Here is a 20,579-nt window from a genome sequence, read left to right as displayed (position 1 = left end):
ATTTCGCTTTGATCGACTGAAACCGTGTTTGACTTGACTCTAACCCTTTTATCGGATGGCCCCTCCGGCTTATGCATCAGTGTAATCACCTTAGCGCGCTATCGTCCCGGCAAATGAAAATAGTCTCTCAGGGTTCGGTTGCTTGCCGGACAGGCCGCCGTGAATACATCCATGTAGGCTCGACGTCGGCATCCTTGCCGCCGACGCCTGTCCAACAAGCAACCGCACCTTTTGCTACTTTCAGAGTAACGTTTGCGTATAAGTTCATCGATGTGATGCGGCGTTTATTATCGGCTGTGGGTATTTTTGTCGGCTTGCAAGGCTACGCGCCAATCAGTCATGGCGAGGAAGATTTGTCGGTTTCCAAGCTTAAGGCCATGTCTTTGCAGGAAATTTTACAAGTCGAGGTGGTTTCCAAAAAGAAAGAGGATAAAAACACCGCCGCCGGCATCGTCAGCGTGGTGACGGAAGACGATATCAAGCGGTACGGCGGCAATACCCTGGCCGACCTGCTGAATCGAGTGACCAGCATTTATATGCTCAGCACGTATATCTGGTCGGATAGCACTGCCGCCGTCAGAGGCGACGCCTTGACCCATGTCAACAACCATACCCTGGTTTTGATCAACGGCAGGCCGATTCGCGACAGCGCTTATGGCGGCTTGAACGAAACCATGTTCCGCGACTTTCCGATTCACCACATCGAACAAATCGAAGTGATACGCGGGCCGGGTTCCGTGCTTTACGGCAGCAATGCCTTTACCGGCGTGATCAATGTCGTGACCAAAAAACATCGGGACAATGCGTTTACCGTGCGCGGACGTTACGGTAGCTTCAACACCGGCCAGGCCGAAAGCGAATTTGCCTGGAAAAACGATGATGCGGCCATTACCGGGGCAGTGCGCTATCGCGGCAGCGATGGCTGGTTATCTTCCTCGATCGATGAAAAAGGGCAGCCGGCGAATTTTCGTAAAGACGGCGAAGATATTAGCGCCAGCCTGTGGGGGGAGTGGGGCGATTTCAACTTCAATCTATTTGTCGTGAACAATCAGCATAACCATTGGGGAGCTGTGCCCATTGGCTCAGGTCAGCCGATTTAGAATCGGAAATTCTTTTTCGATACCGGCTATAAAAATCAAATCGCCAGCAACTGGCTTGGCACGCTTAATCTGACTTACACCCATTTCACGCAAAATTATGATTTACCTGTCAATGGCGTGCCTTATCTCACTGATTTATACGAAGACAACATCTTGCTGGAACAAACCAATTATTTGACGTTCCTCGATGATAAATTGAATATCACGCTGGGCGGTTTGATTGCCTGGGAGGACGGCGGGGTAAAGCAACAGTCCAATCCCAATACCTTGGAACCTTATTCGCAGTTAAGAGCGAGCATTTACGGAGAAGCAAGTTATCCGTTACTGGATGACTTGGAATTGACCCTGGGTGGGCAATATCATCATTATGAAAACTTAAAACAAACGCCGGAAGGCATTTGGGATGATGGCGAGCCCACTACGGGTCTGGTCGGGCGGGCCGGCTTGGTATATCAGATAAACTCGGAGTTTGGCGCCAAGCTGCTCTACAATCAGGCCTATCGGGCGCCAAGCGCGGGGGAATTGGGCGCGCAATCCGCAGTGGTGCTGGGCAACAGAAACATAGAGCCAGAACAGGTCGATACCATGGATGCGCAGCTTTTTTACCATGCCGACGATTATCAGGCCTCCATAACCGCCTTTAGAAGCGAGGTGCGCAATCTAATTGTTAGGGTTCCGGTGCCCAATACCGATCCGCAGCGTTTACAATACAACAATGCCGGTAGCGCCACCTTCGAAGGTCTGGAATTCGAAGCCGACGCCAGGTTGACCGAGCGTTTGTCCTGGAAAGGTTCCTATACGTTTCAAACCAATAAGAAGGGAGATGGGCAAAACAATGCCACTCAGATGCCCAATCATATGGCAAAAATCGGCTTGAGTTTCGACGTTACACCTGAGTTGCAAATCAGCGCCTTTGATACCTATTTTAGCGCGGCCAAGGTCATGCCGTCCGCCATGGCCGTCAATCCAGCCGCCGAGGATTATCATAATCTCAGCATCCAGACGAATTATAGTCTGGATAAATTGTTAGGGATTTCGCATGTTAAGCAGGTTACCTTTTCTTTTTATCTCGATAACGTGCTGGACGAGAAGTTTTATTATCCGGAGTTTAATCGAAAGGTCATCAATACCATTCCCGCGTCACCCGGCAGATCGGTCTACGGTGAAATAGCCATTAATTTCTAGCATTCTGCGATGCTTATTTCAAACAGACATTGATGGCCATATTCCGGATAGTCATTCTATTGGTTTTAGCAACAGGGTTCACTTTGCCATCGGTTGTTAATGCCGAAGCCGTGGCAAACAGTGAACTGATCCGCGCGTCCGTGATAGAGAAAATCGCGGGCTTTATCCAATGGCCGGACTCGAATCAAGGTCCCATGAACTTATGCGTGTATGCAAATACGTCGTTGTTGCCGGCTCTGGAAACCTATTATGCAAGCAGCGACACAGACAATAATCCAATCAAGCTGTTTACGGCAAAGAACTTCAAGTCTTTTTCCGAGTGCCATATCTTATATTTAGGGGTAGGGGAAAATGCAAGGCTAGAAGATATTCTGCAAACAATAGCCTCTCAACCTGTCCTGATCATTACCGAGAAAAGGGATGATGTAAGCCGGGGCGCTCACGTGGATTTCTTTGTGGAAGATAATCGTCTGCGTTTGGAGGTCAACCGCGCGGCGTTAAGTAAGAATAATCTGAAGGCTAGTTATCATTTGCTAGGGGCGGCTAGAATTGTTGAATAAATTAACGCAATGGCTGCTGTTTCAGCCGCTAAAGACAAAAATATTGGGCGTGATCATGACCGTCGTAATCATTACGGTGGTCTCTATCGCTGGCTTTTTATATTGGCATAACGACCAGCAGCATCGGCAGAGTTTTATTCGCAACAATTTGCTGCTTGTCAAACTGGTCGGTCAATATACGACATTGCCGCTGGTCTTTAACGACAAGGCCGGAGCAGAAGAGCAATTGAGCAAACTCCTGCAGGATTCCCGTATTGCCTATGTGCGGCTGGAAAATGCCAACGGCGAGATCATGACGAATTACGACCCTGTGAATATCGCCAGCGAGTCGCCGTTAATGGCTGCCGGGCAGGAATATATCTGGCGCGGTAACAAGCTTTATTTCAACATTTCCATCTCACACAATCAGCAAAATCTAGGCCTATTGAAAGGCGCCTTTCATCTCGATGAATATCGGGAACTTCAGCGTTTGGAAATGGTGTTTATTATCGCGGCTGTATTGGTTGCGGTGATCTGCAGCTTCGTGTTGTCGTTATTATTGAGGCAATTCGTGATGTCGTCGATCCAGCGGCTCGAAACCCATGCGCGACGAATCGCGCGCCAACCAGGGAGGGACGAATTATTCTCCTATCCGAAGCGACAAAACGACGAGATCAGCCGGCTGTCCGAAGCCTTTAACTTTCTGATGCAACAGGTTCGCAGCAGGGAGGCGGAAATTCTGCAATTGAATTCGGAGCTCGAGAACAAGGTCAGGCAACGTACGGAAGAGTTGAGTGCCGCCTTGAGAATCAAAAGCGCATTCCTGGCCAATATGAGTCATGAAATCCGCACGCCGATGAATGCGATTTTAGGCATGTTGCATTTGGTGCTGCAAACCGAATTATCGGCAAAACAACGTAGTTACATCATCAAGGCCAATGACGCGGCCAAATGGTTATTGGGCATTATCAACGATATTCTGGATTACTCTAAGCTCGAATCCGGCAAGATTAGCCTGGAACTGAAGAGCTTTCGGCTAGATACGGTTATCAAGTATCTGGCGGACGTCACAACGCCCCTGTTAAACGACAAGCCGGTGGACTTGCGGTTTGCCGTCGATCCGAATATTCCACTACTGGTGGGTGATCAGCTGCGTTTAGGTCAGGTTTTGCTCAATCTGATCAGCAATGCCATCAAATTTACTGAAGCGGGCACGATTACCGTTCAAATCAAGCCGCTAACTATTGGCGCCGAGGACGTGACTTTGCGTTTTAACGTGATCGATACTGGCATCGGTATCAGTGAAGAACAACAGGAGCGATTGTTCGAGCCGTTTACCCAAGCGGATGACTCGACCACGCGGCAATATGGCGGCACGGGATTGGGCCTGACCATCTGTAAGGAGTTGGTCGAGGCGATGGGGGGGGCGCATCAGTATTGAAAGCCGTGTGGGCCTTGGCAGTCGCTTTTCCTTTACGATCAAACTGGGACTTGCAAGTAACGGAAGACTCGCCAAGGCGCTTCCGGCGGAAGCGCCCGCGTATCACTGGAGCGATTTGGAAGGCGTGCATCTGTTGGTGGTCGAAGACAACCCGGTCAATCAGGAGCTGGTTCAGGAAGTCTTGCGCAATCATGGTTTAATCGTGGATTTGGCTTGCAACGGCGCGGAAGCCCTGGAATTGGTGGCAAAACATGAATATGCCACCGTGCTGATGGATTGCTTGATGCCGGTCATGGACGGGTTTATTGCTACCGAAACCATCCGCAAAAATCCTCGCTTTGCCGATCTACCCATCATTGCGATGACTGCGAACGTGATGGCCGAAGAAAAGCAACGCTGTCTGGCGAGTGGAATGAACGATCATATCGGCAAACCGATTCACTGGGATCAGCTACTGGAAAAGCTTGGGCACTGGACCAAGCCGCGCTCTTTGCGTGAGTTGGGTTTGACGCCAGAAAAAAGAGGTGTTGCAGGTGATTTTCCCGCGCTTGCCGGTGTGGATCGCAACCTGGCCAGGAATGGCGTCTCGGGTGATGCTGGCCTATATTGCAGATTATTGCGGACTCTTAGGCAGCAACACGCCGACACGATATCGATGATCAAGTCGGCCTATGCCGCCGGGGATTATCAAGCCGCCGCACAGCAGGCGCATGCACTCAGTGGTGCCTTGAGTGCGATCGGGGCCGCGCAGCTATCGGCTTTAATGAAAGCGTTACAAGAACAATTCATTGAAGAGCCGAGTCAAGTGCTTGTCGAACCGATGATGAACCATGCCGAGCTTGGTTTTAACAAGCTGATGCATGAAATCGATGGCTTGATCGTGCCAGCTGGGCAATAAAAGCTGCGGCCTTGTTCGAAAAAACAAGGCCGCAGCGATTACGCACTTACCATAACCGCGTCATCCTGGATGACGCCGGTAATCCGGTTAAAGCAGCAATCGGCAACGGTTTATTCGTGCATCATGCCTTTGCCATGATGCATCGACATCATTTTCATATGATGCGCTTTCATGATTTCCAGTTGTTGGTCTTTCAGGGCTTGTTGTTTGGCGGGATCGGTTTCGGCCAGGATCTTATTGGACAGATCGTGCATCATCAGCATGTGCTCCTGCTTTTGTTTCAGATGCTCGGACATTTTGGCAGGGTCCATGCCTTCCATGTCGTGGGCCATGGCTTTGTCGCTCTTTCCTGCATCTATGGGTTTGGGATGATGAGCTTGTTCGGCGATACCGGTTGCCGTGAAGCTCAAGGTTGCAATGACGAGCAAGGTTTTCAGCAAAGATTTCATGAATCCTCCGGGAAAAATAAATTATCTTACAGTCGACTGCGGGTGATGATTAGGGCTGAGTCGATGGCTGACATGAAGCGTTCATTCGCGGTAACGCGATGGCATGTCTGCTGCATCATACCCTCATTGCACTGGATTTAGTACATGCCGTTGCCTAGCCAGGCACCGGCGGCGGCCCCGATTCCGGCGGCCAGCGGATCGCCCCGACCCATTTCATAACCCATGACGCTGCCGACCATGCCGCCCACCAACCCCTGCGGCGAACGTTGGTCGTAACGATAGTAGCTTACTGGCGGTGGAGGCGGTGGAGCATAATAACGCGGCGCGGGGACGTACTCGACGATACGGCCAGGAACGTAAACGATCTCTTCACGATAACGAGGGTAATGGCCATGATGATGGTGATGGCGATGATGCCCATGGCCGTGATGATCGTGCCAGTGGCGGTGATCGGCCAATGCCGGCGATGAAAACAGCACGCTAACGATGATGATTTTTGCGATTCTGAACATATCGACTCCTAATCTGGAAAATGTTTCAGTTGCGGCGGATTTTGCGCAGGCTCGCTTAAAACTAACTTAATTCGGTCATGGCGTCTACTAGGCTCGGTGGCACCAGGCTTGTGCCTGGGCTAAGCTTCTCGCATGATCGGGCAAAATTTCGCTTTTTATCGGGAGAGTATATGGCGTTGCCGAATGCGTTTGTTAAGCATTGTCGGTCTTTGCTGGGCGTCGATAACGTGATTAGCGACCCTGAAAGCCTAGGTGCATACGAATGCGATGCCTTGTCCGCCTATCGACAGGTGCCGGCGCTGCCTTGCCGGTTGCCGATGGCATCGTGCGGGGCTTGAGCAAGATGAACAAAATACTCGCGGTCGATCCTGTAAACGGTAGCACGACAGTGCAGCCCGGCGTACGCAACGTGGCGATTTCCGAAGCCGCCAAGGCTCACGGTTTGTATTACGCGCCGATCCATCCTCGCAAATCGCCTGTAGCATAGGTGGCAATGTCGCTGAAAATGCCGGCGGCGTCCACTGCTTGAAATATGGCCTGACCGTGCACAATGTATGGCAAATCAAACTGGTGACGATGGATGGCGAGCTTTTGATCTTGATCTTGGACTCGGGCGGACTGGATGCGCCGGGCTATGATTTGCTGGCATTGGCGATAGGATCGGAAGGCTTGCTCGGCTTGGTGAAAGACCTCGCCGAGATTTTGCAAGCCGAGGATGTGTCGGGATTGCGCATAAAACCAAGGCGAATCGCCTTTCACGTACCTTGTACGTTACAACATGGTTTAAGGCTCAGTGGGATCGTGGAAATGCTGTTGACGCGCTTGGGGTTTACCCTGGCCACCGGTGGCCGATGCGCATTCTATGTTGCGGTTCCGTCGGCAGCTATTCGATGTTGCAGCCGCGATTGGCGGGCCGTTTGCGCGATGACAAATTAAGTGCCTTGCAATCCGGCGTTGATCGCCAGTGCAAATATCGGCTGCTGTTTGTATTTACAGGAAAAATCCACCGTTCCGGTATTGCATTGGATCGAGTTGCTGGTGAAATAGCCTGTACCTAGCGGCGCTACGGGGGAGAAAACAGGGTAGCGGAAAAGAACAGACTCGAAAGACTGTTCTTTATGGATGCCTCTGAGCAGCGGCGAATCATTGCAATTCGTCCAGAATGGCCTGGGCGGCTTGTTTTTGTGCCTGATTACCCTTTTCCAGAACTTCCGAGGCAATGTTTTTGGCGGCCTCCGCATCGCCCATGTCGATATAGGCTTTGGCCAGATCGATCTTGGTTTCGAACTCGTCCATGTCGGTCAAGTCGGAAACCTCGCCAAGATCGATGCTGTCGTCGTCACTTTCGCTGGTTGGGGCGTTGAAATCGAAATTGAAATCAAATTCGTCCGGAGTCTCCAGCGAGGTACTGCCTAACTCGGGTGTACTCGAGGCAGGCTTTGCTTCTGTGGTCAGCGAACCCAACTCAGGGAAATCGAAGCTTTCCAGGCTGGCCAGGTCGAACTCTTCCTGGGCGGCGGGCGTGCCGATATCGCGAGTTGCAGAATCCTTGTTTTCGGCGGAGCTCTCCGCATCGAAATCGAAATTAAAGTCGAAGGTTTCCAGCGTGTCGCCAGGTGTTTCGGCTGCGGGCTCCGGTTTTTCCGCCGGTTCGTTAGCAAAACCGCTCAAATCGAAGTCGATTGATTCGATGTCGACAACGGACTCTTCCGCGTCAGTCTGTGAAGTGGTTGGTTTTTTTTCCGAGAACGAGCTTAGATCGAAATCCAGGCTGTTGTCGTCTGCTTCGGTCTGCTCCTGATTCAACTGAAAATCGGCAAGTTCGGCATCGACCTCTTTCATCAATTCCAGATCGGGCAATGTCGGCGCTTCCAGATCGACCAGATCATCTTCCGAATCACTGGCTTCGTTGAAGTCGAACCGGTCGTCACTATCGAGTATTGAGGGTTTTTTAGTGGCCGGACTTTCCAGATCGATTTTCAAATCGGTATCCGGGGCATCAGTGGATGCTTGATTATCCGGAGTAGGCGCGCCTCCAAACAACGGCGAATTCGGAACGATTTCCTTGGCCATGTCGGAGACTTTGGTCCAGAATGATTTGTCCGCGGATTTGCCGGCGTCGGCCAGTTCTTGCGCATACGCGGCAAAACCTTCCTTGTTTTCGTTGGCGTAGAAAATCTCCAGCAATTTTAATTTGTATTCGTCCTTTTTCGGTTGCTCGCGAATCGCATGCCGGATCAGGTCTTCGGCCTGCTGATAGCGACCGTAAGCCAGGTAGACATCGGCCTCGGACAAAGGATCGACTTCGCTTTGATCGGTATCGAAAGCTTCGAAATCGCTGGGCGTAAAGTCACTGATGAACGAACTTTCGCCTACCGTGCCGACATCGTAAGAACCCGGGCTGGTCATGTCCAGTACGGGGACCGACAGGCTACTGTCGGAATCCGGCAGCCTGATCTGGCTGGCGCTAGCAAACATGCTTTCGGTGTTGGTTTGGCTTTCTATTTTGCGTTTGCGCCACCATAGCCAACCCAGCGCGCCGAGTATGCCAGTACCGAGACCGCCAAAGGTGAGGTAATACGCGGGCGATGAAAATAAGCTTTCTTCGGCTGCGACGGGGGCGGCCGGTGCGGGTTTCGGGGGCTGGGGTACCGGCGCTGGTTTGATCTCCGGTGCGGGAGCCGGGGGAGTAGGTTGCGCGGGCGTTGGGGCTGGTGCCGGTACAGTAGTGGCTTGCGTCTCGGGAGTGGCCGGTGCTTGCTCAACAGGGGCTTGAGCCGGCGGTTGCTGAGCTTGCAAGGTTTTGGCGGTTTCCGCGGCTTGTTGAGCGGCTGTAGTATCCTTGCTTTGCAGGGCGGCCAGCTGTTGATCCTTCAATGCCAGCAACTGCTGCATCATGTTGAGCTGCTGTTCCAGTCTATCGATGCGATCTTGCAGTGCTATATCTTTACCCGTGGCGGCTTCGCTATCGGGACTTGCGCCAGTGCTTCCGGGGGTGCCAGTTTCGGCGCCCGGTCTGGTTTGTTCGGCCAGTTGTGCCGTGTCAGGTACTTTGCCGTCGGTGGGGGCTACCAGTTCCAGCTGTTTGGTTTCGCTGACAACGGGTTTGGGCGCAGGTACTGGCTCCTTGCGTGCCACCTTTTGTTCAGGGCGGGCCTTGCCGGATTGCAAAATGGCATCGGTTTCCGGGATTTTCAGCACGACGCCGGCCTTCAGCGCATCCATGTCGTTTCGGTTGAAGGCATTGGGATTGGCTTGATAAAGCGCTGTCAGCATTTGCCGGGTTGGTACACCGCGTTCGCTACCCAACTGTTCGGCGATACGCCATAGTGTGTCGGATTTCTGCGTCGGGCCATATTCGCCGCTGGTTGGCGTTTGCGGCGTGATATTGGATACAGCGGGCGCACGCGCAGCACGTTTTTTGACGGTGCGAGCTTTGCGAACCGGCGGCTGGTAATCGTCTAGGGGGTCAACTTGATAGCTGGGATACGCGGGAGTTGTGGCGCTTGGAATTACCGGCGGACGGTAGTCGGCAGGCGGGTCCAGCAGCACGGTAAACTCGCGGAATTGAGTGCCCTGTGGCCAGTTTACTTCCAGCAAAAAGTCCAAAAACGGTTCGGTGAGCGGTTCGCGGGAGGTGACTTTGATCACCAGATTTCCATTGGATTGCTCTACCGTCTGGAACTTGATTTTCGATAGAAAGTAATTCCACGGCACGCCCGCTTTATCGAATTTTTCCGGCGGGGCCAGTCGAACGGTGACATCGGAAGGGTTTTCGCCAGGAGCCAAGTGCAAGCGGATTTCGGCGTTAAGTTTTTCGTTCAGGGCAGAATGCAACTGGATATCGCCGATCCCTAACGGCTGCGCGGTCATCGGTGCGAGCAACGATACAACCGCTAACGTTTTAGTTAAATGTTTCACATTCTTTTCCTTCACTGGGATTACCTCGGCACTATCTGACAGACGCATTTAAGTCGCTTGCTAATCTTAGACTAGATGTAATTTTTTACCAGCACCTCGGCTATCTGCACACTGTTAAGTGCCGCACCTTTTCTGACATTGTCGCCTACCACCCACAGGTCGATTCCATTGGGATGAGAAATATCCTCGCGAATCCGGCCGACATAGACGTCATCGTGGCCTGATGACTCGGTGACGGCTGTCGGATAACCGCCGTTCACGCGCTCATCGAGCAACGTGACGCCGGGTGCTTTGCTCAATAGCTCGCGCACGCGTTCTACCGAAATCTTTTCCTTGGTTTCAATATGTACCGCTTCGGAATGTCCGTAAAACACGGGCACCCGCACGGCGGTCGGATTGACTTGAATGCTGTCGTCGCCCATGATTTTGCGGGTTTCCCAGACCATTTTCATTTCTTCCTTGGTGTAACCGTTGTCCATGAATACATCGATCTGCGGCAACACGTTGAAGGCAATCTGCTTTGGATAGACGCTAGGTTTGATGGGTTTGGCGTTCAGCAGGTTGGCGGTTTGCGTCGCCAGTTCCTCTATCGCTTCCTTGCCGGTGCCCGATACGGCTTGATACGTGGCGACGTTGATGCGGCTGATGCCGACTGCGTCGTAAATCGGTTTCAGCGCCACCAGCATCTGTATCGTCGAGCAATTCGGATTGGCGATGATGCCACGATTTTTATAATCGGCCACTTTTTCCGGATTGACTTCCGGTACGACCAGTGGAATGTCGTCGTCATAACGGAACTGCGAGGTGTTGTCGATCACCACGCAACCGGCTGCCGCGGCTTTCGGCGCGTATTCGGCCGAGACCGAAGCGCCGGGCGAGAACAGGCCGATCTGCACCTTGGAAAAATCAAAAGTGGCAAGGTCTTCGACGACCAATGAACCGCCCTTGAACGGAATGCGTTTGCCGGCCGAGCGCTCGCTGGCCAGGGCATAGACGTTACCGACTGGAAAGTTGCGTTCTTCCAGGATGGCAATCATGGTTTCGCCGACCGCACCGGTAGCGCCGACTACTGCAACATTATAGGTTTTCGACATGTTTAAACTCCGACCGATTGGGAATCATGCATTTGAAGGCTGGTTTGCCGTGACTGGCGGCGCAATGCATCGAGCACAGTATCGCCCATTTCCGAGGTGCTGACTTTGACCATGCCCTCAGAATGAATATCCGCCGTTCTGACTTGTGCATCCAATGCAGCGTTGACGGCTTGTTCGATGCGATCAGCGGCTGCGGGCTGATTGAAGGTGTAGCGCAGCATCATCGCAACCGACAGAATGGTAGCCAGCGGGTTGGCGATGCCTTTGCCGGCAATATCTGGCGCCGAACCGTGGATAGGCTCGTACATGCCTTTGCCGCTGGCATCCAGCGAAGCCGACGGCAGCATGCCGATCGAGCCGGTCAGCATCGCGGCGATGTCCGACAGGATGTCGCCGAACATATTGGTCGTGACGATCACGTCGAACTGTTTCGGCGCACGGACCAGTTGCATCGCGGCATTGTCGACATACATGTGAGTGAGCTGCACGTCCGGATAGTCCTTGCCGACTTCGGTCATTACATTGCGCCACAGTTCGGTGACTTCCAGTACATTGGCCTTATCTACCGAACAGAGCTTTTTATGGCGTTTTTGCGCGGTTTTGAAGGCCGAATGAGCAATACGGCGAATTTCTGATTCGCTATAAACCAGCGTGTTGTAGCCTTGCTGTTCGCCATTTTCCAATAGGCGAATGCCGCGCGGTTGACCGAAATAGATACCGCCGGTCAATTCGCGCACGATCATGATGTCCAGCCCGGACACGACTTCGGGTTTCAAGGTAGAGGCATCGACTAACTGCGGACATAGAATCGCCGGACGCAGATTCGAAAACAGGTTTAGCTCCGAGCGTATGCTCAACAAACCGCGTTCTGGGCGCACCGCATGAGGCAAAGGTTCCCATTTCGGCCCGCCCACCGCGCCCAGTAAAACCGCATCGGCGTTTTTGCACAGGTTTAGCGTGATTTGCGGCAGCGGCGTACCGAAAGCGTCGTATGCGGCGCCACCGATCAGCGCGTTCTCGAATACCAGATCCAGATTCATATCGGTATTCAAAAAGCTCAAAATCTTGAGGGCCTCGGCGACAATCTCGGGGCCAATCCCGTCACCCGGCAAAACTGCAATTTTTTTAGCCATGACTCTACCTTGCATCGAACTTATGCGTCTTTGAACAGCCACGGTGCGCGTTTCGCGCGTTCCGCTTCATAGGCCTTGATCTTGTCGGCATGTTGCAAGGTCAAGCCAATGTCGTCCAGGCCATTCAGCAAACGATGACGACGGGTTTCGTCGACCGTGAAGCCGATCTTCTGGCCGCTCGGCGTCGTGATGGTTTGCGCTTGTAAATCAATGGTCAGCTGGTAGCCGTCGACGACTTCCTTGAACAATTGATCGACGGTTTCCGCCGGCAACACGATAGGCAAGATGCCGTTCTTGAAGCAGTTGTTGAAGAAAATGTCGGCAAAGCTCGGTGCGATGATGGCTCTAAAACCATAGTCTTCCAGGGCCCACGGCGCATGCTCACGTGAAGAACCGCAGCCGAAATTTTCCCGGGTCAGCAGGATTTGCGCGCCTTGAAATTGCGGCTGGTTCAGCACGAAGTCCTTGTTTAGTGGACGGTTCGTGCAATCCATGTCAGGTTCGCCCCGGTCCAGATAGCGCCATTCGTCGAACAAATACGGGCCGAAACCGGCACGGCGGATCGACTTCAAGAATTGTTTCGGGATGATCGCGTCGGTGTCGACATTGGCTCTGTCCAGCGGTGCAACCAAGGCGGTCAAAGTAGTAAAAGCTCTCATTGATTAAGCCTCCTCGGCGACATTGACAAAGTGACCGGCGATCGCGGCGGCGGCGGCCATCGCGGGGCTGACCAAATGGGTGCGTCCGCCGTAACCTTGGCGGCCCTCGAAGTTGCGGTTCGAGGTGGATGCGCAATGTTCGCCGGCTTCCAGACGGTCGGCGTTCATCGCCAGGCACATCGAACAGCCGGGCTCGCGCCATTCAAAGCCGGCCTCGGTAAAGATTTTGTCCAACCCTTCGGCTTCAGCTTGCTGCTTGATCAAGCCTGAGCCTGGCACGATCAGCACTTGCTTGACCGAATCGGCTTTCTTGCGGCCTTTGATCACGGCAGCAGCGGCTCGCAAGTCTTCGATGCGCGAGTTGGTGCAAGAGCCGATGAAGACCTTATCCAGCTTGATGTCGGTGATTTTCTGACCGGCTGTCAGGCCCATGTAGTGCAAGGCGCGCTCTATGCTTTGGCGCTTGACAGCATCGGTTTCCTGAGCCGGATCGGGGATGGTGGCGTCAACCGGCAATACCATCTCGGGCGAGGTGCCCCAGCTGACTTGCGGTTTGATCGCGGCGGCGTCGAATTCGATGACTTTGTCGAATTTGGCGTCAGCATCGGAATGCAGTTTTTCCCAATAACGTACCGCCATGTTCCAGTCGTCGCCTTTGGGGGCGTAAGGACGGTCGCGGTAAAACTCGATGGTTTTCTCATCGCAGGCGATCAGGCCGGCACGGGCGCCCGCTTCGATGGCCATGTTGCAGACGGTCATGCGGCCTTCCATGCTTAACGCCTGAATCGCCTCGCCGCCGAATTCGATGGTGTAGCCAGTGCCGCCGGCGGTGCCGATTTTGCCGATGATGGCCAGCACGATGTCTTTGGCGGTGACGCCTGGGCCGGCTTTGCCATTGACCTTGATCAGCATGTTTTTGGCTTTTTTCTGAACCAGGGTTTGGGTGGCCAGCGCATGTTCCACTTCCGAGGTGCCGATGCCGAAGGCCAAAGCCGCGGAGGCGCCGTGGGTCGAGGTATGCGAGTCGCCGCACACCACGGTCATGCCGGGCAGGGTGGCGCCTTGTTCGGGGCCGACCACATGCACGATGCCTTGACGGATGTCAGTCATGTGGAATTCAGTGATGCCGAATTCCTTGCAGTTGTTTTCGAGCGTTTGCACTTGCAAGCGCGAAACTGGATCGGCAATGCCGCTGGCGCGGTCGGTGGTCGGGATGTTGTGATCGGCCACGGCCAGGTTGCGGGCCACGCGCCAAGGCTGGCGTCCGGAAATGCGCAGGCCTTCAAAGGCTTGCGGCGAAGTCACTTCGTGCAGCAACTGCCGGTCGATGTAAATCAGGCACGAGCCGTCGTCTTCGGTATGGACGACATGATCGTCCCAGAGTTTGTCGTATAAAGTTTTACCTGCCATATGGGTTTCTCTATAGGTGGGGTACGCATCGCGTACCGAAAGCTAAAGGTGCGCACAGCGTACCCTGCGATGGTTTAATTCAAGGCCGCGAATACTTTAGCGGTAATGTCACCGACCGAGCCGACACCCGCAATCGAGGCGAATTTGGCTTTTTGGCCCGGCGCGGAGTAGTAATCCACCAGCGGCTTGGTTTGCTCGTGGTAGACGCTCAGGCGTTTGCGCACGGTTTCTTCCTGGTCGTCGTCGCGTTGGATCAAAGGCTCACCTGTGACATCGTCCAGGCCTTCTTGTTTCGGCGGATTGAACACGACGTGATAGCTGCGTCCGGATGCCGGGTGCACGCGGCGTCCGCTCATGCGTTTGATGATTTCGTCGTCGCCGACGGCGATTTCGACCACATAATCCAGCTCGACGCCCATTTTTTCCAGGCCTTCGGCTTGGGCGATGGTGCGCGGGAAGCCGTCCAGCAAGAAGCCGTTTTTGCAATCATCCTGGGCGATACGTTCCTTGATCAGGCCTAAAATGATGCCATCGGAAACCAGGCCGCCGGCATCCATGACTTTTTTGGCTTCGATGCCCAAAGGTGTGCCTTCGCGAACCGCGGCACGCAGCATGTCACCGGTGGAAATTTGCGGGATGGCGAATTTTTCGGTGATGAACTGTGCCTGGGTGCCTTTGCCCGAACCAGGACTGCCTAACAGGATGATACGCATAGTTTTAACTCCCGAGCATGAATAAGGCTGTGCGCCTTGTAAGTAACGTAAAACAGCACGCGCAGACGTTGTATCTGCCGATGCCGGTAAAAAACCGGACATTTTAGCGCAATCGCCCGCTGCATGCCGGCAAATGTTGTGGGGTATATTGGGATGTTAATTGGTTTGATTCGCGAGGCTGTGCCGGCTGAGCAGGGCGAATTCTTCCAGGGTGAGCGATTCGGGGCGTAGCGTTGCGTCTATGCCCAAATCCAGCATGCTTTGCTCATCGATGTAGTTCTTCAGCGCATTGCGGATGGTCTTGCGCCGCTGGCAAAATGCTTGCGTTACCAACTGACTGAAATGCTGAAAATTACCAACTTCCACAGGCGGCTTTGCGTAAGGCAACAGGCGAACGATGGCCGACATGACTTGCGGCGCGGGATCGAAGCTTTCCGGCGGTACGTCGAACAGCCATTCGGTTTCGCAGAAATATTGCATCATCACGCTGAGGCGGCCGTATTTCTTGCTGCCCGGCTCCGCGCAAATCCTGTCGACGACTTCTTTTTGCAGCATGAAATGCATGTCCTCGATGCAGTCCGTGCTTTCCAATAGATGAAACATCAATGGGGTCGAGATGTTGTAGGGCAGGTTGCCTATCACTCGCAATTTTTCGTCGTTCGTTGCCAAGGCGGCAAAGTCGAAATCCAGTGCGTCGGCGCTGTGTATCGTAATACGGGTATTGCCGGCATGTTGTTTTTGCAGGCGGGCAACCAAGTCCCTGTCCAGTTCCACCACATCCAGCTTGATACCGCTTTCCAGCAGAGGCTGGGTCAGCGCGCCCAGACCGGGACCGATTTCAACCCAGTGTTCGCCTGCCTGCGGGTGGGCGTAGGCCAGGATGTTGTTGATGATGCTGGTGTCGTGCAGAAAGTTTTGGCCGAAGCGTTTGCGGGCTTGATGGGTCATGATAGGTGTTGGTGTGATTTGAAAGATTGATAGTCCACGAAAAGCACAAAAGGCACGAAATGAAAGGGTTGCCATGAATCCTAGTGGCATCGACGCTTCGTTGCGACAAAGTGTCCTGTTGCGTTGGTTAGGTTTTTGAGGTCATATCCAGCGCCGTTTGTAATGCAAACCGCAAACTGCCGAGATTGGCGTTGCCGGTGCCGGCCAATTCCAGCGCGGTGCCGTGGTCGACCGAGGTGCGAACTATGGGCAAGCCTAAGGTTACATTGACCGCCTGACCGAAGCCTTTGAATTTCAAAACCGGCAAGCCTTGGTCGTGGTACATGGCCAATACGGCGTCGGCATGGTCCAGATATTTCGGTGTGAATAAAGTGTCAGCGGGCAGTGGGCCGTAAAGATGTATATCTTCGAGGCGCAAACGTTCCAGCGTCGGTTCTATGATCTCCATTTCCTCGCGCCCCAAGTGACCGCCTTCGCCGGCATGCGGATTCAGGCCGCAGACCAATATTTGGGGACTTGTTATGCCGAAGCGCTGGCGCAAATCCTGGTCGAGCAGACGGATTACGCTGGATAAGGATTCCGGCGTGATTGCGCCGCTGACCTGGGATAGCGGCAAGTGGGTGGTTGCCAACGCGACGCGCAGGCCTGGCGTTGCCAGCATCATGACCGGAGTGCCGCCCGTGATCTCGGCGATGAATTCGGTATGACCGCTAAAAGCAATGCCGGCATCATTGATCGCACCTTTGTGTACCGGAGCGGTGACCATGGCGGAAAATGTCTGATTCAAGCAACCTAATGTGGCTTGACGTATGGTCTCCAGGACATAACGGCTATTGGCGGCGTCTAGTCGCCCGGAAACGCTGGGTGTCGCCAGGGTTACGGGTAAGACTGTCAGGTGGCCGGGCGCATGCGCGCGCGCGGCTTGGGTGTGATCGAATAGGTGCAGGGTCAGCGGCAGTCCCAATTGGTGGGCGCGTTGCGCAAGCAAATCGGGATCGGCAATGACCACCAATTCACAGGGCTGCGTTTCCTGCGCCAATTGCACGCACAAATCCGGACCAATGCCGGCGGGTTCTCCGGGGGTGAGAGCGATACGTGCTATGGTCATGGGCGGCGGTGTGTTGGATGTGGCGGAAATCGTAACACACCGTTACCATGAATGATGTTGCAAAATACTCAGACAGGGGTGTGTTCCTGGCAGATTTGCTGACTGTCGCCGTCGCTGAGTTTTTCCTGTGTCAGCAGGCAGAAAAACTCGCCGTCTTTTTCGCTGAAATTGCGGCAGGTCTTGCAAACGCCGAATGATTGCGATTGATTGGCTTTTTGCAAGGCGGTTAAGGCTTGCTGAAATACATTGGCATCCGGCGTGACCGGGGTGGTGCTGTGCAGAATATCCGTGGCGCTATCGAACAAGTTCGACGGTCGGGCTTGTTTCAGAATAGCTTCACCCTCTGGCAGCAGGCGTAAATGGATTACACGCTTGTCCTGGGTGTCCGGAATCTTTTCGATGAAGCCTTTCTTTTCCAGGATGATCAAGGATTGCGACACTGTGCCGCGCGTCATGCCAAGGTAATTGGCGACCGCTGCGGGCGTGTTGCTGTATTTATTGGCGCGGGAAAGGTAGTTGAGTACCTGGAAATGCACGGGCTGCAGGCCAAGTTCCGTGCATTTTTTACGTTCCTCGGAGCGTATCAGCGCGGTCATGCATTCTATAAGTTCGTATATATCGGTCTGTGGCATGGAGAACATTTTAACATTGCCTCTAGGGTTGACAAGCGTGGGTCTCAGGCGCTTTAATATCGATTCGAAATTTTATAACATTCGGCCTCGAGTCAACCAGAAATTCTTCCATAAAGGCTTTCAAAGGGCGGAACCGCTCTGCTTTATGGTTTAATGTTCCTGAGTTGGCTCTTTTTTTAATTTACGGATGACAGGAATGCTCTATGATGAAAACAACAACTAAAAGACGACTGAATCAATCCCTTCTGGCGAGCGCTATCGCCGCGTTACTGTCGTCCGGTGCGGTGCTGGCGAAATCCGACAGCCCACACGACATCTACATGGATAATTGCGCCAGCTGCCACGGCGCGGATCACGGTGGCTATCTGGCGCCAGCCTTGAATGCCGATACCTTGAAAGGTCGAAGCCCTACGGCGTTGCGTACCATCGTCATGGCCGGCAGCTTCGATACGCTGATGCCTCCCTTCTACGGCAAACTGAGCGACGACGAGATTCGCGGCGTGATCAAGCATTTGCAAGAAACCCCGAAACAACCGAATCCGGCCTGGACCATCGACGACATGAAGAAGTCCTTGAAGGTTTACGTCAAGGATGAGAGCACTCTGCCTGGCAAGCCGACTTTCCAAATCGATAACATCGATAATCTGATCGGCGTGGCGGCACGCGGCAAATACGGCCGTGGCGAAGGCTCCAAAGCCATTTTCATCAACAGCACCAATCATCAAAAAGTCGGCGAAGTGGCTACCGGCACCGCCGCGCACATCATCGACTTCAATCCGGCCAATCCGCGTTGGGCCTATGTCAAAACCGACACTGCAGAGATTTTCAAGGTTGATCTATATTCGATGCAGGCGGTCCGCAGCATCAAAACCGGTTACAACGGGCCCGGCATGGGCGTATCGCGCGACGGCAAATACATCATGGCCGGCTCCTTCGTGCCGCATAACGCCGTAATCCTGGATGCCGAAACTTTGGAGCCTTTGAAAACTTTCGAACTGGAAGGCATCGATCCCGACGGTAAACATGTGTCGTCCGACTCGGGCATGATCATCGGTACCCCTTATGCCGACGTGTTCGCGATTGCGCTGGAAAATGCCGGCCAGGTCTGGATCGTCGATTACAACAAAGAAGGCTTCCCTGTCACCAAAATCGAGAAAGTGGGCCGTCACTTGCACGACGCCTTCCTGACGCATGGCGGCAAGAAACTGATGGTGGCGTCTTATGACGACAGCATTGTCGCCGCGATCGATCTGGAAAAACGCGAACTGATCAAGCAATTGCCAGCGGGTTGCGTACCGCACGTCGGTGGCGGCGCGGCGGTCGTGGTTGATGGTCGTACCTTGGGCTTCGGTACCAACTTTGGCGATTGCGACAAGATGGTCGTCAGCGTTTGGGATTTGGACAAAATGGAAGTCGTCAAACAAGTACCGGTTTCAGGTGGCACTGAATCGCCTGCGGCTCATGCCAACGCACCTTATGTCGCGGTTGACATCATCAGCAAAGACAGACGTGCACGCACCATTCAGTTGATCGACAAGAAAACCCTGGAAGTTGCCAAAACCCTGGATGTCGGCGGCCACGCCTACTTCCCGGAATATAGCGCCGACGGCAAATTCCTCTATGTCAGTGCCGGCTACAATGGCGACGAAGTCCTGGTTTACGATTCCAATTCCTTGCAAAAAGTGGCGACCGTGCCAATGGAAAGTCCTGCTGGTATCTTCTCCAGAGGCCGTGTCAAATACATGACTCGCGGTCTGTCACCCGATGAAATGGAGCAAGGCAAATGAGAGCAAAAATCTCCTTGATCCTGCTGAGCGGTCTGATGGCCGCCGGTTCCAGCCAGGCGGCCAGTTTGTACGCGGGCCAGTCCAAGGCCGCGGCGGTCTGTTCTCAGTGTCACGGCATTCGCAACCCGAGTGCCGATGCGCCGTTTCCGCCATTGGCCGGGCGTGATGTGGAGTATCTGAAAACTGCGATTAAGCAATATCGTGACAAGACTCGCAAGTCCGACATCATGAATGCGATCGCGGGTTCGTTGACCGATAACGAAATCAACGATATCGCCAGCTATTACGGTAGCGTCAAACCTTGAGTAGGCGTTATGGCTGGTTGCTCGGCCTGGTCTGTGCCGTTGCCGTTGCGGACGAACCGAGTCCGCAGCGGCAGCAGGAATTGCTGAACATGCTCAAGCATGATTGCGGTTCCTGCCACGGCTTGCCGCCGAAAGGCGGCCTCGGGCCTTCGTTGATGCCGGAAGTCTTGGTCGAAAAAAACGATGCCGTAATGATAGATGCGATTCAAAACGGCCGCGCCGGCACGGCGATGCCGCCTTGGCGGCAGTTTCTGAACGTGGATGAAAGCCGTTGGCTGATCGGCCAACTGCGGCAAGGCATCAAGCCATGAGATGGCTGAGGGTACTGCTAGGTTGCGCGGCTTTATTCGCGCAACCCCAGGTTTGGGCAGATAGTGCCGTCAGCGTTGGCGATACTGCTATTGAGCAGGCTTATCAACAACAGCGTAGCGATCTGCAAATCGAAAGTGAAGGTACGGTAATCAAGCTGCTTGCCGACGACAATCGCGGCAGCCGCCATCAACGCTTCATCATCCGTTTGCCATCCGGACAAACTTTATTGATTGCTCACAACATCGATCTGGCGCCGAAAATCCACGATTTGAAAGTAGGCGATACGGTGGCGTTCTTCGGCGAGTACGAATGGAACCATAAGGGCGGCACGCTGCACTGGACCCATCACGACCCGGCCGGACGGCATGTGGATGGCTGGTTGAAGCATGATGGCAAGATCTATCAATAAAATTCTGGTCATTTAGAGTCGACG

Annotated in this window: 19 protein-coding genes and 2 pseudogenes; 10 read left to right on the top strand and 11 right to left on the bottom strand. The window is 53.7% G+C overall.

Annotation, left to right across the window (positions count from 1 at the left end; translation table 11 throughout):
* Positions 1-113 precede the first annotated feature (113 nt).
* The 5 genes and pseudogenes from NM686_RS18900 to NM686_RS18880 all read left to right on the top strand — a co-directional run bounded on the left by NM686_RS18900 (position 114) and on the right by NM686_RS18880 (position 5,163).
* Positions 114-1,100, top strand: a complete 987-nt coding sequence (locus tag NM686_RS18900; RefSeq protein WP_255189375.1) for a TonB-dependent receptor — start codon at positions 114-116, stop codon at positions 1,098-1,100.
* A gap of 27 nt (positions 1,101-1,127) precedes the next feature.
* A pseudogene (locus tag NM686_RS18895) lies at positions 1,128-2,285 on the top strand (TonB-dependent receptor plug domain-containing protein); the annotation flags it as partial.
* Between the two features lie 32 nt (positions 2,286-2,317).
* Positions 2,318-2,845, top strand: coding sequence for a YfiR family protein (locus NM686_RS18890; RefSeq protein WP_255189374.1), 528 nt, complete (start codon positions 2,318-2,320; stop codon positions 2,843-2,845).
* A complete protein-coding gene (locus NM686_RS18885) occupies positions 2,838-4,265 on the top strand; it encodes an ATP-binding protein (protein ID WP_255189373.1) in 1,428 nt (475 codons plus the stop codon). Before NM686_RS18890 ends, NM686_RS18885 begins: the two co-directional genes overlap by 8 nt.
* 7 nt (positions 4,266-4,272) lie before the next feature.
* Positions 4,273-5,163, top strand: a complete 891-nt coding sequence (locus NM686_RS18880; protein ID WP_255189372.1) for a response regulator — start codon at positions 4,273-4,275, stop codon at positions 5,161-5,163.
* Between the two features lie 110 nt (positions 5,164-5,273).
* Here NM686_RS18880 and NM686_RS18875 read toward each other — a convergent pair whose 3' ends face one another.
* Together NM686_RS18875 and NM686_RS18870 are read right to left on the bottom strand one after the other, a co-directional pair.
* A complete protein-coding gene (locus NM686_RS18875; protein ID WP_255189371.1) occupies positions 5,274-5,612 on the bottom strand; it encodes a hypothetical protein in 339 nt (112 codons plus the stop codon).
* Between the two features lie 137 nt (positions 5,613-5,749).
* The gene (locus NM686_RS18870; protein WP_255189370.1) at positions 5,750-6,124 is read right to left on the bottom strand and encodes a hypothetical protein; all 375 of its coding nucleotides are present in this window, start codon (positions 6,122-6,124) and stop codon (positions 5,750-5,752) included.
* Between the two features lie 262 nt (positions 6,125-6,386).
* Between NM686_RS18870 and NM686_RS18860 the strand changes: the two are divergent.
* Positions 6,387-7,060, top strand: a pseudogene (locus tag NM686_RS18860) (FAD-binding protein).
* Between the two features lie 207 nt (positions 7,061-7,267).
* Here NM686_RS18860 and NM686_RS18855 read toward each other — a convergent pair.
* The 9 genes from NM686_RS18855 to NM686_RS18815 all read right to left on the bottom strand — a co-directional run bounded on the left by NM686_RS18855 (position 7,268) and on the right by NM686_RS18815 (position 17,742).
* Positions 7,268-10,045, bottom strand: a complete 2,778-nt coding sequence (locus NM686_RS18855) for a FimV/HubP family polar landmark protein (RefSeq protein ID WP_255189368.1) — start codon at positions 10,043-10,045, stop codon at positions 7,268-7,270.
* Positions 10,046-10,116: 71 nt separating this feature from the next.
* Positions 10,117-11,139 carry an aspartate-semialdehyde dehydrogenase gene (locus NM686_RS18850; protein ID WP_255189367.1) on the bottom strand — a complete coding sequence of 341 codons (1,023 nt, stop codon included), beginning with the start codon at positions 11,137-11,139 and terminating at the stop codon, positions 10,117-10,119.
* 2 nt (positions 11,140-11,141) lie between these two features.
* Positions 11,142-12,272 carry a 3-isopropylmalate dehydrogenase gene (leuB, locus tag NM686_RS18845; RefSeq protein WP_269021896.1) on the bottom strand — a complete coding sequence of 377 codons (1,131 nt, stop codon included), beginning with the start codon at positions 12,270-12,272 and terminating at the stop codon, positions 11,142-11,144.
* A gap of 20 nt (positions 12,273-12,292) precedes the next feature.
* The gene (leuD, locus tag NM686_RS18840) at positions 12,293-12,931 is read right to left on the bottom strand and encodes a 3-isopropylmalate dehydratase small subunit (RefSeq protein WP_255189365.1); all 639 of its coding nucleotides are present in this window, start codon (positions 12,929-12,931) and stop codon (positions 12,293-12,295) included.
* A 3-nt stretch (positions 12,932-12,934) separates the two neighbouring features.
* The gene (gene leuC / locus NM686_RS18835) at positions 12,935-14,341 is read right to left on the bottom strand and encodes a 3-isopropylmalate dehydratase large subunit (RefSeq protein WP_255189364.1); all 1,407 of its coding nucleotides are present in this window, start codon (positions 14,339-14,341) and stop codon (positions 12,935-12,937) included.
* 74 nt (positions 14,342-14,415) lie between these two features.
* Positions 14,416-15,054, bottom strand: coding sequence for an adenylate kinase (gene adk, locus NM686_RS18830; RefSeq protein WP_255189363.1), 639 nt, complete (start codon positions 15,052-15,054; stop codon positions 14,416-14,418).
* Positions 15,055-15,210: 156 nt separating this feature from the next.
* Positions 15,211-16,002, bottom strand: a complete 792-nt coding sequence (rsmA, locus tag NM686_RS18825; RefSeq protein WP_255189362.1) for a 16S rRNA (adenine(1518)-N(6)/adenine(1519)-N(6))-dimethyltransferase RsmA — start codon at positions 16,000-16,002, stop codon at positions 15,211-15,213.
* A gap of 127 nt (positions 16,003-16,129) precedes the next feature.
* Positions 16,130-17,110 carry a 4-hydroxythreonine-4-phosphate dehydrogenase PdxA gene (gene pdxA, locus NM686_RS18820; RefSeq protein ID WP_255189361.1) on the bottom strand — a complete coding sequence of 327 codons (981 nt, stop codon included), beginning with the start codon at positions 17,108-17,110 and terminating at the stop codon, positions 16,130-16,132.
* A 68-nt stretch (positions 17,111-17,178) separates the two neighbouring features.
* On the bottom strand, positions 17,179-17,742 hold the full coding sequence (locus NM686_RS18815) for a MarR family winged helix-turn-helix transcriptional regulator (protein WP_269021894.1): 564 nt from the start codon (positions 17,740-17,742) through the stop codon (positions 17,179-17,181).
* Positions 17,743-17,948: 206 nt separating this feature from the next.
* Between NM686_RS18815 and NM686_RS18810 the strand changes: the two genes are divergently transcribed.
* The 4 genes from NM686_RS18810 to NM686_RS18795 are packed head-to-tail and all read left to right on the top strand — an operon-like array spanning position 17,949 to position 20,555.
* Entirely contained in the window at positions 17,949-19,529 is a 1,581-nt protein-coding gene (locus tag NM686_RS18810) for a nitrite reductase (protein ID WP_269022997.1), read from the top strand.
* On the top strand, positions 19,526-19,834 hold the full coding sequence (locus NM686_RS18805; RefSeq protein ID WP_255189358.1) for a c-type cytochrome: 309 nt from the start codon (positions 19,526-19,528) through the stop codon (positions 19,832-19,834). Before NM686_RS18810 ends, NM686_RS18805 begins: the two co-directional genes overlap by 4 nt.
* On the top strand, positions 19,831-20,145 hold the full coding sequence (locus NM686_RS18800) for a c-type cytochrome (protein ID WP_255189357.1): 315 nt from the start codon (positions 19,831-19,833) through the stop codon (positions 20,143-20,145). The genes NM686_RS18805 and NM686_RS18800 overlap by 4 nt, the downstream gene beginning before the upstream one ends.
* Positions 20,142-20,555, top strand: a complete 414-nt coding sequence (locus NM686_RS18795; RefSeq protein WP_255189356.1) for a DUF3465 domain-containing protein — start codon at positions 20,142-20,144, stop codon at positions 20,553-20,555. Before NM686_RS18800 ends, NM686_RS18795 begins: the two co-directional genes overlap by 4 nt.
* Positions 20,556-20,579: the final 24 nt, after the last annotated feature.

Origin of the sequence: Methylomonas rapida (assembly GCF_024360925.2) — a bacterium.
In the GTDB taxonomy this organism is placed as follows: domain Bacteria; phylum Pseudomonadota; class Gammaproteobacteria; order Methylococcales; family Methylomonadaceae; genus Methylomonas; species Methylomonas rapida.
The sequence above is the reverse complement of the archived record's forward strand: the minus strand, read 5'-3'. Positions and strand labels throughout refer to the sequence as shown.

Excerpts from the sequence above, each read along its gene's own strand:
- NM686_RS18805 (WP_255189358.1), top strand. The coding sequence starts at position 19,526 with ATGAGAGCAAAAATCTCCTTGATCCTGCTGAGCGGTCTGATGGCCGCC.
- pdxA (WP_255189361.1), bottom strand. The coding sequence starts at position 17,110 with ATGACCATAGCACGTATCGCTCTCACCCCCGGAGAACCCGCCGGCATT.
- NM686_RS18795 (WP_255189356.1), top strand. The coding sequence starts at position 20,142 with ATGAGATGGCTGAGGGTACTGCTAGGTTGCGCGGCTTTATTCGCGCAA.
- NM686_RS18810 (WP_269022997.1), top strand. The coding sequence starts at position 17,949 with ATGAAAACAACAACTAAAAGACGACTGAATCAATCCCTTCTGGCGAGC.
- NM686_RS18900 (WP_255189375.1), top strand. The coding sequence starts at position 114 with ATGAAAATAGTCTCTCAGGGTTCGGTTGCTTGCCGGACAGGCCGCCGT.
- NM686_RS18875 (WP_255189371.1), bottom strand. The coding sequence starts at position 5,612 with ATGAAATCTTTGCTGAAAACCTTGCTCGTCATTGCAACCTTGAGCTTC.
- NM686_RS18850 (WP_255189367.1), bottom strand. The coding sequence starts at position 11,139 with ATGTCGAAAACCTATAATGTTGCAGTAGTCGGCGCTACCGGTGCGGTC.
- rsmA (WP_255189362.1), bottom strand. The coding sequence starts at position 16,002 with ATGACCCATCAAGCCCGCAAACGCTTCGGCCAAAACTTTCTGCACGAC.
- leuC (WP_255189364.1), bottom strand. The coding sequence starts at position 14,341 with ATGGCAGGTAAAACTTTATACGACAAACTCTGGGACGATCATGTCGTC.
- leuD (WP_255189365.1), bottom strand. The coding sequence starts at position 12,931 with ATGAGAGCTTTTACTACTTTGACCGCCTTGGTTGCACCGCTGGACAGA.
- adk (WP_255189363.1), bottom strand. The coding sequence starts at position 15,054 with ATGCGTATCATCCTGTTAGGCAGTCCTGGTTCGGGCAAAGGCACCCAG.
- NM686_RS18870 (WP_255189370.1), bottom strand. The coding sequence starts at position 6,124 with ATGTTCAGAATCGCAAAAATCATCATCGTTAGCGTGCTGTTTTCATCG.
- NM686_RS18890 (WP_255189374.1), top strand. The coding sequence starts at position 2,318 with ATGGCCATATTCCGGATAGTCATTCTATTGGTTTTAGCAACAGGGTTC.
- leuB (WP_269021896.1), bottom strand. The coding sequence starts at position 12,272 with ATGGCTAAAAAAATTGCAGTTTTGCCGGGTGACGGGATTGGCCCCGAG.
- NM686_RS18815 (WP_269021894.1), bottom strand. The coding sequence starts at position 17,742 with ATGCCACAGACCGATATATACGAACTTATAGAATGCATGACCGCGCTG.